Origin of the sequence: Collinsella phocaeensis (assembly GCF_900119895.1) — a bacterium.
In the GTDB taxonomy this organism is placed as follows: domain Bacteria; phylum Actinomycetota; class Coriobacteriia; order Coriobacteriales; family Coriobacteriaceae; genus Collinsella; species Collinsella phocaeensis.
In genome coordinates this window covers 196,793-211,797 of sequence record NZ_FQLR01000004.1, presented here as the reverse complement: position 1 = coordinate 211,797, position 15,005 = coordinate 196,793, and the positions used below count along the sequence as shown (strand labels likewise).

Here is a 15,005-nt window from a genome sequence, read left to right as displayed (position 1 = left end):
TGGCCGCATGCGATCTTAGTCGGAATCCCTTCAGAAGCGACTCGATCTGTCACCGGAACACGCGGGGTCGCTCACGCTCGATGCCTAGAGCCCCAGCATCCCGACCGGATCCCGCGAGGACGCTTGCACCCAGATTCAGAGGGAGCGCGCTTTCCGACTCCCGGAAGGCGCGATTTCGAAGACCGCAGGGGCCCTTGCGACCGTTTTTTAAATACCACCCTCTTTTTTTTGGACAAATCTGCCAGATAATGACGACGAGCACATTGCCCATCCGCCCGTCTCACGCTTGCGGCGCGAATTAATACATCATTTGTACGTTAACTCGTCCTTACAGCAAGGGATTCCCGCCAATCCAAAGCCTCAGGCCAGAACTCCTTCTTAGAGTGACACCCTGCAATCGTCACTATCTGGCAGATTTGTCCAGAACTGCAGGGGGTTACCTTTTCTTTTCCTTTCAACAACCCCCTTTCGGCTCGAATCCGACGTCTTTCAGACTAAAAACTGCCAAGACGGCCCGCGCAGCTGCCTGAAGCGTCGCGCCTGAACGCAACAAGCCCCTCGCGGCGCGAAGCGCCGCGAGGGGCCATGGGGAGACGTTACATCTGCGCGCCACGTGAACGCGCAGCGTCTTGCCTAGACTACTCGAAGGTGTAGGGCTTGATCTTGCGGATCACGTCGAGGATCGAGCCGTCGCGGGCCTCGACCACGGCGACAACCTGGTCGTCCCACTGCAGCGGATCAGGCTCGCCCACCAGCTGATACGCCTTATCCTTGAGCTCCTCGATGGTGACATGCGGGATGCCGGCATTGTCGAGGCACTCGATCAGGTCGGGGCGCAACGGGTTCACAGCGATGCCGTAATCGGTAACGACGACGTCCACGCAGTCGCCCGGGGTCGTGACGGTAACGACCTTCTCGCAGACGGTGGCCATGCGGCCGCGGGTCAACGGCGTGACGATGATGCTGCACTTGGAAGCTGCGGCGGTATCGGGGTGACCACCCGGCGCACCGCGGACCACGCCGTCGGAGCCGGTGATGACGTTGACGTTGAAGTCCGTGTCGACCTCGAGCGCAGCAAGCACGACGAAGTCGAGCTTGTTGACGTACGCGCCCTTGTTCGCAGGGTTCGCGTACTCGGACGCACTGATCTCGAAGTGCTGCGGGTTCTCGCCCATGTCAGCGACGGCGTTGTTGTCGAAGTCCTGGACGTCGACGATCTTCTTGATGAGACCCTTCTTCTGCAGGTTGCACACCAGGCCGGTGATGCCGCCCAGCGAGAAGCCCATCTTGATGCCGCGCTCCTCCATGTGCTTCTCGATGAACTGGTTGGCGGCCAGGGAGGGACCGCCGACGCCGGTCTGGAAGGAGAAGCCGTCCTTGAAGTACGGGGTCGCCGCGATGACGTCGGCAACGGCCTCGGCCATCTTCAGCTCGCGCGGGTCCTGGGAGACACGGGCCTCCTTGGAACCGATCTTGGCCGGATCGCCGATCTCGTCCACGACGACGACGGCGTCGACGTCGATCTGGGAGATGGAGGCCGGCTGGTTCGGGTAATCGACCAGCGTGTCGGTAATCACCACGACTTTGTCGGCCCAGCGGGAGTCGCCGATCGCATAGCCGAGGGAGCCGCAGTTAGACTTTCCGCCCGTACCGGAGGCGTTGCCGCACTCGTCGGCGGTGGCGGCGGCGAGGAAGGCGATATCGATGTGCACCTCGCCGGCCTCGATGGCGCGCGGGCGGCCGCCGTGCGAGCGGATAATCGCCGGGGTCTTGAGCTTACCGGCGGAAATGACCTCGCCGATGCGGCCGCGGACGCCGGAGGACTGGATGCCGATGACCTTACCCTGCTCAATGTAGTCCGCCACGTTGTTATGGGCGTCGCCGAGCGAGGTGGCGGCGATGGTGATGTCCTTGAGGCCCATGTCCTCGACGAGGACCTTCATCACGGCCGCAGCGGTCTTGTCGCCGTTGCGGAAGTGGTGATGGAAGGAGACGGTCATGCCGTCATGGGCGCCGCAGCGCTCGCACGCCTCGCGGATGGTCGCGCACAGCTTGCCGTCCTGCGGGGTCTCGCATCGGCGCGTCTTGGGAGCGACCTTCTGCACATAGGTGCCATCGAAGTGGTTCTTGCCCTGGTAGACTTCCTTGCCGTCTGCCAGCAGCTCCTCAGGGATATCCCTGCCTACTGCGTTAATCAACTCTACTCACTCCTTCTTACAGATCGCCGTGGTAGACGCCCGAAGCCTTGGCCAGCTTGAGCAGGTCCTGCGCGTCGCGCACGTGGGCGATGTCGACCATCTTGCCCTCGAAGGTGAAGACGCCGACGCCGGCGGAAGCCTGCTCGTTGTAGGCGCGGACCAGGCGCTCGGCGTGATCGACCTCTTTGGCGCTGGGCGTGAAGACCTGATGCACCAGGCGGATCTGACGCGGGTTGATGATGGACTTGCCGTCGAAGCCCATCTGATGGTTCTGACGAACCTCGTTCTCGAAGCCCTCCATGTTCTTGAAGTCGGCGAAGTTGGTGTCGAAGCACTGCACGCCGGCGGCGCGGGCGGCGAGCAGCATCATGCCGCGAGCGACCATGATATCGATGCCGGACTCGGTCACCTTGACGCGCATGTCCTTGCGGAAGTCGCCGCCAGCCAGCGCGACGCCGAAGAGACGGTCGGAAGCGGTGCAGATCTCGTACGCGTTGACGACGCCCCTGGCGCTCTCGAGTGCGGCCATGATGAGGGTGCGGCCCTCCTCGATGCCGAACTCGCGCTCGGCCATGAGGATGTGCTCCTCGACGGTCTTGACGTCCTGGGCGCTCTCGCACTTGGCGATGCGGATGCCGTCGGCACCGCCGGCGACGGCCACGCGGATGTCCTCCTGCCAATGAGGCGTATCAAGGCCGTTGATACGGACCAGGACCTCGGTGTCGCCGTAGTCGATGGTGGTCAGCGCATGGTAGAGGCTGAAGCGGGCGGCGTCCTTCTGGCTCTCCGCGACGGCGTCCTCCAGGTCGAGCATGATGGTGTCGGCGCCGTAGATGTAGGCATCCTTGATGAGGCCGGGCTTCTGCGCGTTCATGAACATCATGGTGCGACGCAGGCGGTTCTTCTCCGGCTTCGGGCGAGTGACGTGCTGGGTCATTAGCGGATGACACCTCCCCAGGGGACATCGGAAGCAGAGATATCGCAGCTGCGGAAGACGGCGCACTCGACGCGCGCCTTGAGGGTGCAGTCAAGCGCCCCCTTGTCCACGACGGTGACGTGACCGCTCGTGACCTCCAAGCGCTCCAGGGTTGCCTCGACGGTCGCCTTGATCTGACGGCCGTACTGGTTGAGGACGCTGCTCGAGACGCTGATCTGCAGGTCGTCTGCAGGCTCCACGGTTACCTGGGCGTCGCTGGACTCAAGCGTGCCCGCCATGGCGCTCTTCTCGATAACCATCCGCACTCCTTTCTGACGAGTTCTCTCGCACGCGCGCAGTATGTCCGCGCGGTATCTTCGGGGACCATCATAGGCTTCTCGTGGCGTTCTATAATTTCCACTACTTCATGCTTGTGCATTCCATATTGGCATGTTCTTCTACTGTTTTGATTTTTCTCAAAATATGCCGTTTACATCACCTGCTCGACCATTTAACTGTATTTCTGTTGTATCTATATGCTTTTATTCCTTCTATTCATCCATTGACATGAATCTATCTCATATCTGAATTTCTATGATTCGATACTATGACCATGCGTTACAGGAATGTAATTTGCCTGATATCGAACACAGTTTTTCATGAACTGTTCTTTTGCTGTTCTCTTTGCAGAAAGGTCGCATCATGGACGAGAAAGACTTCGCGCTGCTGAACGTCCTTAAAGACTGCCAGAACATCACGCGTGCCGCCGATCAGCTCTACCTCACGCAATCCGCCCTTTCCAAGCGCATCAAGGCCATCGAGCGCGAGCTCGGCTGCGATATCATCATCCGCACGCGCAAGGGCGTGCGCTTCACCCCCGAGGGGGAGGTCGTGCTCGAGCGCACCAAGCGCGCAAGCGATGAGCTCTCCACCCTGCGCCGCGAACTCGACGCCGCGCAGGACGAGGTCTGCGGATCGCTCCGCGCCGGCTTCTCGATCAACTATGCATCGGTGCACCTCGCGTCCATACTCACCGAGTACCATCGCCGCTACCCGCGAGTAAACCTCGATGTGCGCACGGGTCAGAGCTACAAGCTCTACAGCAACCTGCAGAGCGGCGAGCTCGATCTCGCTGTCCTTCGCGGGGACCTGCCCTGGGACGGCATGCAGTACCTGCTCGCGCAGGAGCGCATCTGCGTCGCCCGCGCGCGCGAGCACGCCGACACGCCGCTCTCCGAGCTACTCCACATCAGCCACTCCACAGACTCGGCGCAGATGACCCTCATGACACGCTGGCTTCACGAGAACGACCTCGCGAATTCCACCAACCACATACGGGTCGACAGCCTCACCATCTGCGCCGACCTCGTGCGCCGCCGCGTCGGCTGGGCCATGCTGCCCGACATCATCCTCGACGACCTCGACGGCGCGGTGACACCCTGCACCTTTGCCAACGGCGAGCCGTTCGTCCGCCGCATGTACATCGACTGCCAGAAGGAGGCCGAGCGCCTGCCCCAGGTACGCCTCCTCGTCGACCTCATCAAGGAGCAGTACCGGCCCGTCCGCGCGTAGCCGCGCCGACACGAGTTGCGCGCCATGAGGGACGCACCCTCTTGGCGCATGCCGCGCCTAGGTCCATGCGCCCGCGCGCGTCGCGCGCCAACGGAGCGCGCCCCTCATGGTATGCCCCATGGCGCACGGATGCGGCCTGCTGAAGGCATACGCCCCCGATTGCTAAGGAGTTTCATGTCCGACTACACCATCACCCAGGTCTACCCGAGCGACGCCTGCATGATCGCGCGCGTCGACGAGCTGCTTGAAGCCGAAGGCATCGAGCGCGACGGGAACCTCGACTACACGTGCGCCATCGTCGACGAGGACTACCGCGTCGTGGCCACGGGCAGCTGCTTCGGCAACACGCTGCGGTGCATGGCGGTGAGCTCCGCCCATCAGGGCGAGGGCCTCATGAACGAGCTGGTCGGCCATCTCATCGAGAAGCAGTACGAGCGCGGCAACATGCACCTGTTCGTCTACACGAAGGTCACGGCGGCGAAGTTCTTCCTGGACCTCGGGTTCTACGAGATCGCGCGCGTCGACGGCACGCTCGTATTCCTCGAGAACCGCCACGACGGGTTCGCCTCGTACCTCTCTGCGCTCGCCAAGACGCGGCGCGACGGCCGCTCTGCCGCCGTGGTGATGAACGCCAACCCGTTCACGCGCGGGCACCGGCACCTCATCGAGACCGCCATGGCCTCGTGCGACACGCTCCACGTGTTCGTGGTGAGCGAGGACGCCAGCCTCGTTCCCTTCTCCGTTCGCAAGCGCCTTGTGTGCGAGGGCTGCGCCGACCTCCCCGGAGCGGTCGTGCACGCCTCGGGACCCTACATCATCTCGTCCGCCACGTTTCCCAGCTACTTCCTCAAAGACGCCGCGACCGTCAACGAGGGCCATGCACGCCTGGACGCCGCGGTCTTCTGCCGCATCGCCGAGGCGCTGGGCATCACCGAGCGCTTCGTGGGCGAGGAGCCCACGAGCCAGGTGACGTCCATCTACAACCGCGTGCTGTGCGAGGAGCTGCCGCGCGCCGGCGTCGCATGCACCGTGATTCCCCGCCTCGCCCAGGGAGATACGCCGATCAGCGCCTCGAACGTTCGCCGCGCGCTTCAAGTCGGCGACCTCGATGCGCTGCGCGCGCTCGTTCCGGACACCACGTACCGCTACTTCACCAGCGAAGAGGCCGCGCCCGTCATCGAGCGCATCAAGGCCGCCGGCGACGTCGCGCACTACTGATCGACGCGGGACCTTGGCTCGCGCCGATGCGCGGCACAGGCAAAGAAGCCTCCCCTCCCCTGAGCGCACTGTGTCGTCCAGAGAAGGGGAGGTTCCATGCGTTGCGGCCAGCACGGCGCCTGCGCACGGGCGCGCGCCGGGCATCGCGACCCAATCGCATCGCGCCACCGCGCCGCGCGCACAACAAGACCCCGAACGACTCGATACCCTTCGGGGTCTTCCCTATCGTCTGAAGCGGCGCTGCGAGGCGGCCGCGACGACGCTGCATGCGCGGCGATTGAATCCTACGCGCGGCCGAGCTCGCGCATCTTGACCTCGTAGGCGCGCGCGATGATGTCGGAGCAGCCCTCGCAGCCGAACAGCGCGCGGTTGACCACCAGGTCCTTGCCGCCGTGCAGCTTGGCCTTGCCCGCGGAATAGCGCTTGTAGAACAGCTCGCGGTTCTTCTGCATGCCCTTCACGACCTTTTGCGCGCGGCGCCTGTCGATGCCGCGACGCTTCGCCACGAGGGCGACGCGCTCCTCAAGCGGCGCCGTGACGAGCACGTTGATGCAGTTGGGGTTATCGCGCAGGATGTAGTCGGACAGGCGGCCGATGATGATGCAGGACTCGGTGAAGCCCACGTCCTGAATGACCTGCTTGAGTGCGCCGTACAGCTGGTCGCCCACCGTGCGCGAATCGAAGCGGTCCGGCAAGAACGCCATCATCTCGGCGGAAATGCGCTCGTCGTAGACGGCGACCTTGTCCACCACCGTCTCCGAACGCTGCGCGGCGCGGATGAGCAGCTCGTTGTCGTACAGCGGGATACCCAGGCGCTCCTGGAGCGCGATGCCGATCTCGTGCGCATCGGCGCCGTAATCGCGCGCCAGCGTGATGACGACCGGGTAGTCCGGATCGGCCTCGAGCGTCGGCGCGCCCATGTTCTCGTTATCGTACAGCGCGCTCGCAAGCTTCTTGGAGTGCTTGCTCGCGATCTTCCTGCTGCCTGCGTTTCCCATATCACACCATCCGCTTCTGTCGGGCGCGCCCGACGGCTCGATAGCTTTCCTGTCATCGTCGGCGCGAGGCGCCCGTGGACAGCTGCGTCCTCGCACCCGAAACGGGTGCCGCCGACCGTCCGCGGGGCTCTCCTCCCCGCATGCCGCGGAGCCCTTTCGCCCCATGGCGCAGCACGCTGGGCCGCGAAGCCCGGCGGCGCGCTAGGCGGCGGCGACCACGCGGCGCTGGTAGGCGCGGACGATCAGAGAGATGCCGAAGTTCAATACGAAGTATAGGGCGAACATGAATCCGTAGAGCATCAGCACCTGCGAAAGATCGGCAGCCTGCGCCATGACGACCTTCGTGGTGTACATGAACTCCATGACGTTGACGCCGGCCAGGTAGGAGGAGTCCTTGATGACCGTCGTGCACTGCGAGAACAGGGCGGGAATGATCACCATGAACGTCTGGGGCAGGATGATGTACCACATGGTCCCGAAGAACCCGAAGCCCTGCGAGCGCGCCGCCTCGAACTGGCTCTTGGGGATCGAGTTGAAGCCGCCGCGCACGATCTCGGCCATGACGGCGGAGGTGAAGATCGTGAACGAGAGCACCGAGGTGAACACGTAGTCGCCCTTCACCGTGAAGTAGATGAAGAGAATCCACAGCAGGTTGGGGGTGCAGCGGAACAGCTCGATGTAAGCGCTCACCAGCAGCGAGAGCGGCTTGGGGCCGTACTGCTTCACCATGGCGAGGATGGTGCCGAAGAGCAGGGAGAAGATGATAGCGAGCACCGAGATCTCGATGGTGTTGGCGAAACCGCCGAGGATGAAGCTCACGTTCGCTTGGTTGAAGATCTCCATGGTTTAGGCCTCCTTCGCGGTCGAGGCGGCCTGGGCGATGTCGGTCACGCCGGGGATGTTCTTGGCGCGCGGACGCTCCTTGGAGCGCTTCTCCAGCCATTGCACGAGGATCGCGAGCGGGAAGCAGATGATGAAGTACAGCAGGCACGCCATGATGTAACCCTGCAGGTACCCGTAGGAGGACACGAAGTTGTCCGCGTTGTACATGAGGTCGCCGCCGGCGATGAGCGCGAGCACCGAGGTGTTCTTCACCAGGTTGAGCGCCTGGTTGCACAGCGGCGGGAGGATGACCTTGAAGGTCTGCGGAAGGATGATGTACGCATATGCCTGCACGCGCGTGAAGCCCTGCGACAGCGCCGCCTCCATCTGGCCGCGCGGCACCGCCTCGATGCCCGTGCGGATGACCTCGGAGATGTAGGCGGCATGGTACAGGCCGACGCCCACGAAGCCGAGCACGAACGACGAGATGCGGACCGGGCTCGGCGCACCGGTGATCTGCTGGAGCAGCTGCGGGCCGGCCATGTACATGAAGAACACCTGCACCGGCAGCGGCGTGTTCTGGTAGAACTCGACGTAGATGCGGCTGATGGCGCGCAGCACGCGCGAGCGCGTGGTCGAGAACACGCCGAGGATGGTACCCAGGACGAGGGAGAGGGCGAGGCCCGCGACGACGACCTGCAGCGTGAAGAAGAACCCGTTCCAAAGGGTATCCATCTCGCTGAAGGTCATCTCCCAGCGCAGGGGATCGAGAAGTCCTTCTAGCATGCCAATCCTTCCGTTTGCCTATACGTACGAACGCCCGGGCGGCAAGGCGGCCGCCCGGGCTTGAGGGGCCGCACCGGCTCGCGTGCGCCGGCGCGGCTCGGTCATGTGGCCTTAGAGCAGACCCCAGGTCTCGATCTCCTCGTCGAGCCAGCCGTCGTCGAGCAGGCTCTTGACGGTGTCGTCGACGGTCGCGGAGAGGTCGGAGCCCTTCTTGGTGGCGATGCCGTACTCCTGGGCGCCGAACTCGATCTCGGGCTGGAGCAGCTCCTCCTTATCGGTGGTGTAGCCCTTGAGGGTGGAGCGGTCCATGGCGAACGCGTCGACGTTGCCGGCGTCCAGGGCGCTCTTGATGGACGGGTAGTCGGGGAACTCCTGGAAGGTCGGGGTGGCGTCGAAGCCCTCGTCGGCGAGCATCTGGGTGACCATGTCCTTGGTGGTGGAACCCTGGGACACGCCGATGACCTTGCCGTCGAGGTCGGCCATGGAGGACATGGAGCCCTTCTTGATCAGGATGCCCACGTGGTCGACACGGTAGGGCTCGGAGAAGTCCCAGCTCTTCTTGCGCTCGTCGGTGATGGTGTAGGTGGCGCAGATGATGTCGAGCTGGTCGTTGTCGATGAGCGGGCCGCGGGTCTTGGGCGTGACGTCGGTGAACTCGACGAGCTTCTTCTCCTTGGCCTCGTCGTAGGAGACGCCGAGGACGGCCGCCGCGACCTGGTAGCACAGGTCGATCTCGAGGCCCTCGTACTCGTTGGTGGAGGTGTTGAGGTAGCCGTAGCCGATAACATCCTTCTTGACGCCGGCCTTGAGCTTGCCGCGGCTCTTGATGGCCTCGAGCTTGGAATCGGAAGCGGCGGAGCCCTTGTCACCGGAGCCGCCACCGCAGCCCACGAGGGCGCCGGAGGCAGCGACGGTCAGCGTGCCGAGGCCACAGACCTGCACAAACTGGCGACGAGACATGTTCATGATGTACCCCTTCCCTTGGGTGCCTGTTATCTCTCCGTCCCATCCGGCGGGATCGGCAGAGGATCGAAAGGTTGGTGCGGACGGGCGAGCCCGGCACGCGGCAGACGGACCTCCCGCGAGCGCCTTGGCGTCGATGCCCCGGCGATGCGGTTGTCGACAGAAGGACCCGAACGCCTAGTGCAGGATCTTCGCGAGGAACTCGCGGCAACGCGGGTTCTGCGGGTTCTCGAAGAAGTGGTCGGGCGTGCCCTCTTCCAGGATCTGGCCGTCGTCCATGAAGACGACGCGATCGGCGACCTGGCGCGCGAACCCCATCTCGTGCGTCACGCAGATCATGGTGATGTTCTCCTGCGCGAGCTCGATCATGACGTCGAGGACCTCCTGGACCATCTCGGGGTCGAGCGCGGAGGTGGGCTCGTCGAACAGGATGATCGGCTGCTTGGTGCACATGGCGCGGGCGATGGCGACGCGCTGCTGCTGGCCGCCGGAGAGGTTCTGCGGGTACTCCCCCGCCTTCTGGGCGAGGCCGACGCGCTTGAGCGCGTTCATGGCCGCCTCGGTGGCCTCCTCCTTGGACTTCTTCTGCAGCTTGATGGGAGCGAGCGTGAGGTTGCCCAGGACCGTCATGTTCGGATACAGGTTGAACTGCTGGAAGACCATGGAGCTGTACTTGCGGGCCATCTCCAGATGGTTCTTCTTGGTGAGGGTCGTGCCGTCGATGATGACCTCGCCGCTCGTGGGTTCCTCGAGATAGTCGACGCAACGGATGAGCGTGGACTTGCCGGAGCCGGACGGCCCGATGATGACAAGCTTCTCGCCCGCTTTGACGGTGAGGTCGATGTCCTTCAGCACGTGCAGGTCGCCGAAGTATTTGTTGAGACCCCGAATCTCGATCATATCGGCCATATGGCGTTCCTTCCTGACTCTCCGGCCGCTTCGGTAGACGAATCCGCCGCTGCGCGAGCAGCGGAGTGCGGCGCGGTGGAATACATTGTACGGTCGCGTTGGGCGGGGTTGTGCCCGAAGGGACCCCGCAACGGTTCGGAAATCGAGTTGTTACACGCTCGGATAAGGATACCAGCTGCGGTTTTATCCGATAAAAAATACTCCGAACTTTACGAACGTCTCCGTTTTATACCCATAGCGCTGTTGATTATACACATTAGCGTAGTGGAGTGTTTGCTGGGAAGTTCTTGTGGAGCCAACTCCACACAACCATGCGGAGCGCAAAATGCACGTCGCATGGGGCCCACGCGGCGCATGGGTGCCACGAATTCGGGGCATTCTGAGGGCCGGACTTTGCCCCTGCGACGTCCCCCCCCCGAAGTGAGTGGATTTTCCCGAACCCGTCGGCGCGACGACTCCTGAAGCCTTCTTGGGCCAAGATATCCGCAGTTGGGCACTTTCCCTAGGCGGAGTGTACACGGGCCTGTCGAGAAAAACCACTCACTTCGAGGGGGAGAGGTTCTGCAAGGCCCTTGAGACGCCGTACGGGGGCGCGCAGACAGCCCCGCTGCCTGGCAACCCGCCGAAACGAGAACCGAGCCCGTCACATCTGCCCAAAAAGGGCGCGGGGCACCGTCCGGGTGCCCCGCGCCCTCGTGCGTATCTATGCAACGCGCAGGGATTCGCCTCGAAAGCGGCGTCCTACGCCAGGCGGGAACCCACCTCGCGGGCCGCCAGCGGCTTATCGAAATTACCGCCGGTCGCCTTGGTGAGCGCGTCCATCACGCGGCCCATGTCCTTCTTGGACGTCGCCCCGAGCTCGGCGATCGTGGACTCGATGAGAGCGACGAGCTCGTCGCCGGAAAGCTGGGCGGGCAGCAGGCTCTCGAGGATCTTGACCTGCTCGGTAAGGGTCTCGGTGCGCTCGGCGTTGGTGCCGGCCTTGATGGACATCTCCAGCGTCTCGCCGGTCTGCTTGATGAGACGCTTGATCATACCGTTCACGTCTTCCTCGGTGGCATCGCGACGCTCGTTGACCTCGACGTTTTTCACTTCGGCCATCACCTGGCGGATGATGGAAAGGCGCGTCTTGTCCTTGGCCTTCATGGCCGCGACCATCTGCTCGTGCAGCTCTTCGTTCGTCATGGTCTCATCCCTTCTCTCGCTCGCGAAAACGAAAGCTCGCCTCCGCATCGTCAGGAGGCCGGACCCGGACTTGCGAGGCAGGTCCGGGTCCGGCTCACCCATCGTTGTGCCTATCTGCTAGTTAGAGGAACCCTCGGCTGTGGGCTCGACGCCCTTCAGGCTCACGTTGTACGGAACGTTCTCGGGCATCTCGTTGATAACGATGTCCGCCTTCTCCTTGTACTCGGTCCACCACTTGCTGTACGCGGTGCTCTCAGCCTGCGTCTTCAAGATATTGGAGATGTAGGTACGGATCTCCTCCGGGACCTCCTTGGCCTTCTCCACCTCACCATCAACCTTGAAGACATCGGTGCACTCGATGATGTGGTAGCCGTACGTGGTCTTGACCAAGCCGCTCACCTGGCCCTTGGACAGGCCGGACAGGGCGTCCTGATACTCGGTGACGAAGGTGGTGAGCTTATCCCAGCCCACATCGCCGCCGTCCTGCGCCGAGCCCGTGTCCTCGGAGTACTCCTTGGCGGCATCGGCGAAGGACATGTCGCCCGACTCGATCTTGTCGAGCACCTCCTGCGCCTTGGCCTTGGCCTCGGCGTCCTCTTCCTCGCTCGCGTCCTCGGCGACCTTGATCAGGATGTTGGAGGAGCGGCGCGCGTCGTTGTAGACGTCCAGGCTCTCGTTGAGGTACGCCACGATCTCGTCATCGGTGGGATCCTCGGTGCCGGCGACGGCCTCCTTGAGCTTCTGGCTCGCCAGGTTGCTGCGCAGGCTCTCCTTGTAGCTGTCCTTGGTGAAGCCGTAGGTCTCGATCTGCTCGGTGAAGGCCTCCTCGCCGCCCGAGGCCTCGGCGGCCTCCTGCCAGGACTTCTCGAGATCCTCGTCGGTTACGGTGATGTCGTACTCCTTCTCGGCCTGCTGCTTGAGATAGCTCTCGACATAGGAATCGATGACCTGCTCGCGGTAGGACTCCGGAGTCATGCTGTTATCGACCAGGTACTGGGCCCAGTCATCATCCTTGTCGTAGCCGAGCGAGGTGCGCACCGCCATGATCTGCTTGGTGACCGTGTCCTCCTTGATGTTGACGCCGTTCACCGTTGCGGCGACGCCGCCGGTGAGGGTGTACTCCTCCTTGGTCTGCGCCTGGTTGAGCACGCCCGAGCAGGCGGCAGCGGAGACGGACAGGAGCATCGCGGCGCAGCCGATGGCCACGAGCACGATCTTCGCGCCCTTGGACATCTTCTCCTTGTGCTCCGCGCGGCGCTCCGCCTTGGTTTGAGGCTTTGCCTCCGGGGCTTCACGCTTGATGCGCATGTTCTTCTTTTGAGGCATAGGGTAGACCCTTCTTGGTTCTGCACCCCCGCGCAGGAGGGGCGTTGCTGGGCAATCGTCACAGGCGCGCCGTCGGCGGCGGCGCGCATACGCCATCGGGAACGTATGGCAGGGCGTCGCTCCGTAGGCTCACGTCCGCACGGTCGCAACATTCCCATGATAGCGTGTAGCCCGATTGCTGATGCCCCTCGCGCCAAAACTCCCCGTATCAGTAGGATAAACGGCACGGGGCCGCCAACCGGCCCGCTCAATGTGGGGGCGAGCACCGATTTGATTAGCAATCGACACACATTCGAACCGCACGCCAGCGCTCAAAAGGGGGGGCAGGCACTTTTTTGAGCAGGAAATTGCCTGCAAACCTGAGACCGCCCACCCGGTCGAACCCCTCAAATTGGGGACAGGCACTTATTTGAGAGGCGGTTGACGTATGACGAAGCCCTTCCGCGGCACATGCGCCGGAAGGGCTTCGAGACTTCGAGTTGCAGCGGCCTCGCGCCGTCCTCAAAAAGGTGCCTGTCCCCTTTTTGAGCGTGTCAGCAGCCCCGGATGAGGTCCGCAGGGGCGCAGCGGGACGTCAGACCGCCTGCGCCAGCTTCTCGGCGCGGTCCGCGGCGGCCAGGGCCTCGATCACGTCGGACAGGCCATCGCCCAGCAGCACGCCGTTATAGGTGGAGTTGTAGCCCACACGGTGGTCGGTCACGCGGTCCTGCGGCTGGTTGTACGTGCGGATCTTCTCGGAACGATTGCCGTGGCCGATCTGGCTGGAGCGCTCGGCGCCCAGCTCGGCCTGCTGGCGCTCGAGCTCCATCTCGTACAGGCGGGCACGCAGCATCTGCATGCAGACCTCGCGGTTCTGAATCTGGGAACGCTGCTCCTGGGACTGGACCACGGTATTGGTGGGCAGGTGGGTGATGCGCACCGCCGAGTAGGTGGTGTTGACGCACTGACCGCCGGGGCCGGAAGCGCAGTAGGTGTCGATGCGCAGGTCGGACTGGTTGATCTGGACGTCGATCTCCTCCGCCTCGGGCAGCACGGCGACCGTCGCCGTGGAGGTCTGGATACGGCCCTGGCTCTCGGTCTTGGGGACGCGCTGGACACGGTGGACGCCCGACTCATACTTCATGACGGAGTAGACCTTGTCGCCCTCGATCTTGAATTCGATGCTCTTGAAGCCGCCTGCCTCGCTGGGGCTGGAATCGAGCACGGTCATCTTCCACTTCTTGGACTCGATGAAGCGCTGATACATCTTGAAAAGGTCGCCCGCGAAGATGGCAGCCTCGTCGCCGCCGGCGGCGGAGCGGATCTCGACGATGGTGTTCTTCTCGTCGTTGGGGTCGCTCGGGATGAGCATGAACTTGATGTCCTCTTCGAGCTGCGGGAGCTTCGCCTCGTTCTCGGAGATCTCCATCTGGAGCATCTCCTTCTCCTCGGCGTCGGCGGCCTCGCGCAGCATCTCCTTGGCGACGTCGATGTCGTCGAGCGCGGCGATGTACTCGCGCGCGGCGTTCACGAGGTCGGTCTGGTGCGCGTACTCCTTGTTGAGGCGCGTGAACTCCTTGATGTTGCCGGCGACGGACGGATCGGAGAGCTTCTTCTCGAGCTCCTGGTAGGCGATGATGATCTTCTCGAGCTTATCGCGCATGATATATCTCCTTTTGTAGGGCGGTGGCGCCGCGAGACGCGCGGCGGTGGCGTGCGGACATGACGATGCGCTCGCGCGCTGCGCGAGACGGGACCTGTTCGGCCCAGCTAGAGCATGTCGAAAGCAAAACGCACGGTAGAATCCCCTTTCACCGGATGACATGATAACCAAGTGTGGGGCAAGCCGGCAACGGGAGCGGCATCACAGCAGCTAGAAAGGTGTGCACATGCGCAAAACGCCCACAAGACAGCAGCGAGCGGGGGGCACGAGTGCTCGTCACCGCAAAAGCGCAGCCCACAGAGGCGCATCGCCCGTTCAATCGCACGCGATCGCACGCATTTCGGTGAGGGTGGCACGAAACCTCGTCGAGTCGGTACCCAATCTAAGACGAAACGCCAATACATGCCGGATTTTTGCCTAATTCCGCACCTCCGCGCGAAACTGAAGGCTGATTTCGTCGTCCGTCGGGC

The 15,005-nt window shown here is 63.2% G+C and carries 13 protein-coding genes; 2 read left to right on the top strand and 11 right to left on the bottom strand.

The genetic code is table 11. The annotated features are described in order from the left end of the window. Positions 1-638: 638 nt before the first annotated feature. Genes citF through citD form a run of 3 tightly spaced genes read right to left on the bottom strand, consistent with a single transcriptional unit; the run spans position 639 to position 3,434 of the window. A complete protein-coding gene (gene citF, locus BQ7355_RS03050) occupies positions 639-2,198 on the bottom strand; it encodes a citrate lyase subunit alpha (protein ID WP_072414881.1) in 1,560 nt (519 codons plus the stop codon). Positions 2,199-2,214: 16 nt separating this feature from the next. After that, a complete protein-coding gene (locus BQ7355_RS03045) occupies positions 2,215-3,135 on the bottom strand; it encodes an aldolase/citrate lyase family protein (RefSeq protein WP_072414880.1) in 921 nt (306 codons plus the stop codon). Next, positions 3,135-3,434, bottom strand: a complete 300-nt coding sequence (gene citD, locus BQ7355_RS03040) for a citrate lyase acyl carrier protein (protein ID WP_072414879.1) — start codon at positions 3,432-3,434, stop codon at positions 3,135-3,137. The genes BQ7355_RS03045 and citD overlap by 1 nt, the downstream gene beginning before the upstream one ends. A gap of 382 nt (positions 3,435-3,816) precedes the next feature. On the opposite strand from citD, the gene BQ7355_RS03035 reads away from it, so the two are divergent. Both BQ7355_RS03035 and citC read left to right on the top strand, forming a co-directional pair. Further along, positions 3,817-4,686, top strand: a complete 870-nt coding sequence (locus BQ7355_RS03035) for a LysR family transcriptional regulator (RefSeq protein WP_072414878.1) — start codon at positions 3,817-3,819, stop codon at positions 4,684-4,686. Between the two features lie 174 nt (positions 4,687-4,860). After that, a complete protein-coding gene (citC, locus tag BQ7355_RS03030) occupies positions 4,861-5,904 on the top strand; it encodes a [citrate (pro-3S)-lyase] ligase (RefSeq protein WP_072414877.1) in 1,044 nt (347 codons plus the stop codon). A gap of 284 nt (positions 5,905-6,188) precedes the next feature. On the opposite strand, the gene BQ7355_RS03025 is transcribed toward citC, so the two are convergent. The 8 genes from BQ7355_RS03025 to prfA form a co-directional block, all read right to left on the bottom strand. Beyond that, on the bottom strand, positions 6,189-6,902 hold the full coding sequence (locus BQ7355_RS03025) for a cytidylate kinase-like family protein (protein WP_240307298.1): 714 nt from the start codon (positions 6,900-6,902) through the stop codon (positions 6,189-6,191). A 201-nt stretch (positions 6,903-7,103) separates the two neighbouring features. Further along, positions 7,104-7,745, bottom strand: coding sequence for an amino acid ABC transporter permease (locus tag BQ7355_RS03020; RefSeq protein ID WP_072414876.1), 642 nt, complete (start codon positions 7,743-7,745; stop codon positions 7,104-7,106). A 3-nt stretch (positions 7,746-7,748) separates the two neighbouring features. Then, entirely contained in the window at positions 7,749-8,510 is a 762-nt protein-coding gene (locus tag BQ7355_RS03015) for an amino acid ABC transporter permease (protein WP_072414875.1), read from the bottom strand. Positions 8,511-8,621: 111 nt separating this feature from the next. After that, a complete protein-coding gene (locus tag BQ7355_RS03010) occupies positions 8,622-9,476 on the bottom strand; it encodes a transporter substrate-binding domain-containing protein (protein ID WP_072414874.1) in 855 nt (284 codons plus the stop codon). A 174-nt stretch (positions 9,477-9,650) separates the two neighbouring features. Continuing rightward, positions 9,651-10,382, bottom strand: coding sequence for an amino acid ABC transporter ATP-binding protein (locus BQ7355_RS03005; RefSeq protein ID WP_072414873.1), 732 nt, complete (start codon positions 10,380-10,382; stop codon positions 9,651-9,653). A gap of 741 nt (positions 10,383-11,123) precedes the next feature. Further along, entirely contained in the window at positions 11,124-11,567 is a 444-nt protein-coding gene (locus tag BQ7355_RS03000) for a GatB/YqeY domain-containing protein (protein ID WP_072414872.1), read from the bottom strand. Positions 11,568-11,684: 117 nt separating this feature from the next. After that, entirely contained in the window at positions 11,685-12,893 is a 1,209-nt protein-coding gene (locus BQ7355_RS02995; RefSeq protein WP_072414871.1) for a peptidylprolyl isomerase, read from the bottom strand. Between the two features lie 574 nt (positions 12,894-13,467). Further along, positions 13,468-14,535, bottom strand: a complete 1,068-nt coding sequence (prfA, locus tag BQ7355_RS02990; RefSeq protein WP_072414870.1) for a peptide chain release factor 1 — start codon at positions 14,533-14,535, stop codon at positions 13,468-13,470. Positions 14,536-15,005: the final 470 nt, after the last annotated feature.

Coding starts and splice junctions, on each gene's coding strand:
- BQ7355_RS03045 (WP_072414880.1), bottom strand. CDS start 3,135: ATGACCCAGCACGTCACTCGCCCGAAGCCGGAGAAGAACCGCCTGCGT.
- citD (WP_072414879.1), bottom strand. CDS start 3,434: ATGGTTATCGAGAAGAGCGCCATGGCGGGCACGCTTGAGTCCAGCGAC.
- BQ7355_RS03035 (WP_072414878.1), top strand. CDS start 3,817: ATGGACGAGAAAGACTTCGCGCTGCTGAACGTCCTTAAAGACTGCCAG.
- citC (WP_072414877.1), top strand. CDS start 4,861: ATGTCCGACTACACCATCACCCAGGTCTACCCGAGCGACGCCTGCATG.
- BQ7355_RS03025 (WP_240307298.1), bottom strand. CDS start 6,902: ATGGGAAACGCAGGCAGCAGGAAGATCGCGAGCAAGCACTCCAAGAAG.
- BQ7355_RS03020 (WP_072414876.1), bottom strand. CDS start 7,745: ATGGAGATCTTCAACCAAGCGAACGTGAGCTTCATCCTCGGCGGTTTC.
- BQ7355_RS03015 (WP_072414875.1), bottom strand. CDS start 8,510: ATGCTAGAAGGACTTCTCGATCCCCTGCGCTGGGAGATGACCTTCAGC.
- BQ7355_RS03010 (WP_072414874.1), bottom strand. CDS start 9,476: ATGAACATGTCTCGTCGCCAGTTTGTGCAGGTCTGTGGCCTCGGCACG.
- BQ7355_RS03005 (WP_072414873.1), bottom strand. CDS start 10,382: ATGGCCGATATGATCGAGATTCGGGGTCTCAACAAATACTTCGGCGAC.
- BQ7355_RS03000 (WP_072414872.1), bottom strand. CDS start 11,567: ATGACGAACGAAGAGCTGCACGAGCAGATGGTCGCGGCCATGAAGGCC.
- BQ7355_RS02995 (WP_072414871.1), bottom strand. CDS start 12,893: ATGCCTCAAAAGAAGAACATGCGCATCAAGCGTGAAGCCCCGGAGGCA.
- prfA (WP_072414870.1), bottom strand. CDS start 14,535: ATGCGCGATAAGCTCGAGAAGATCATCATCGCCTACCAGGAGCTCGAG.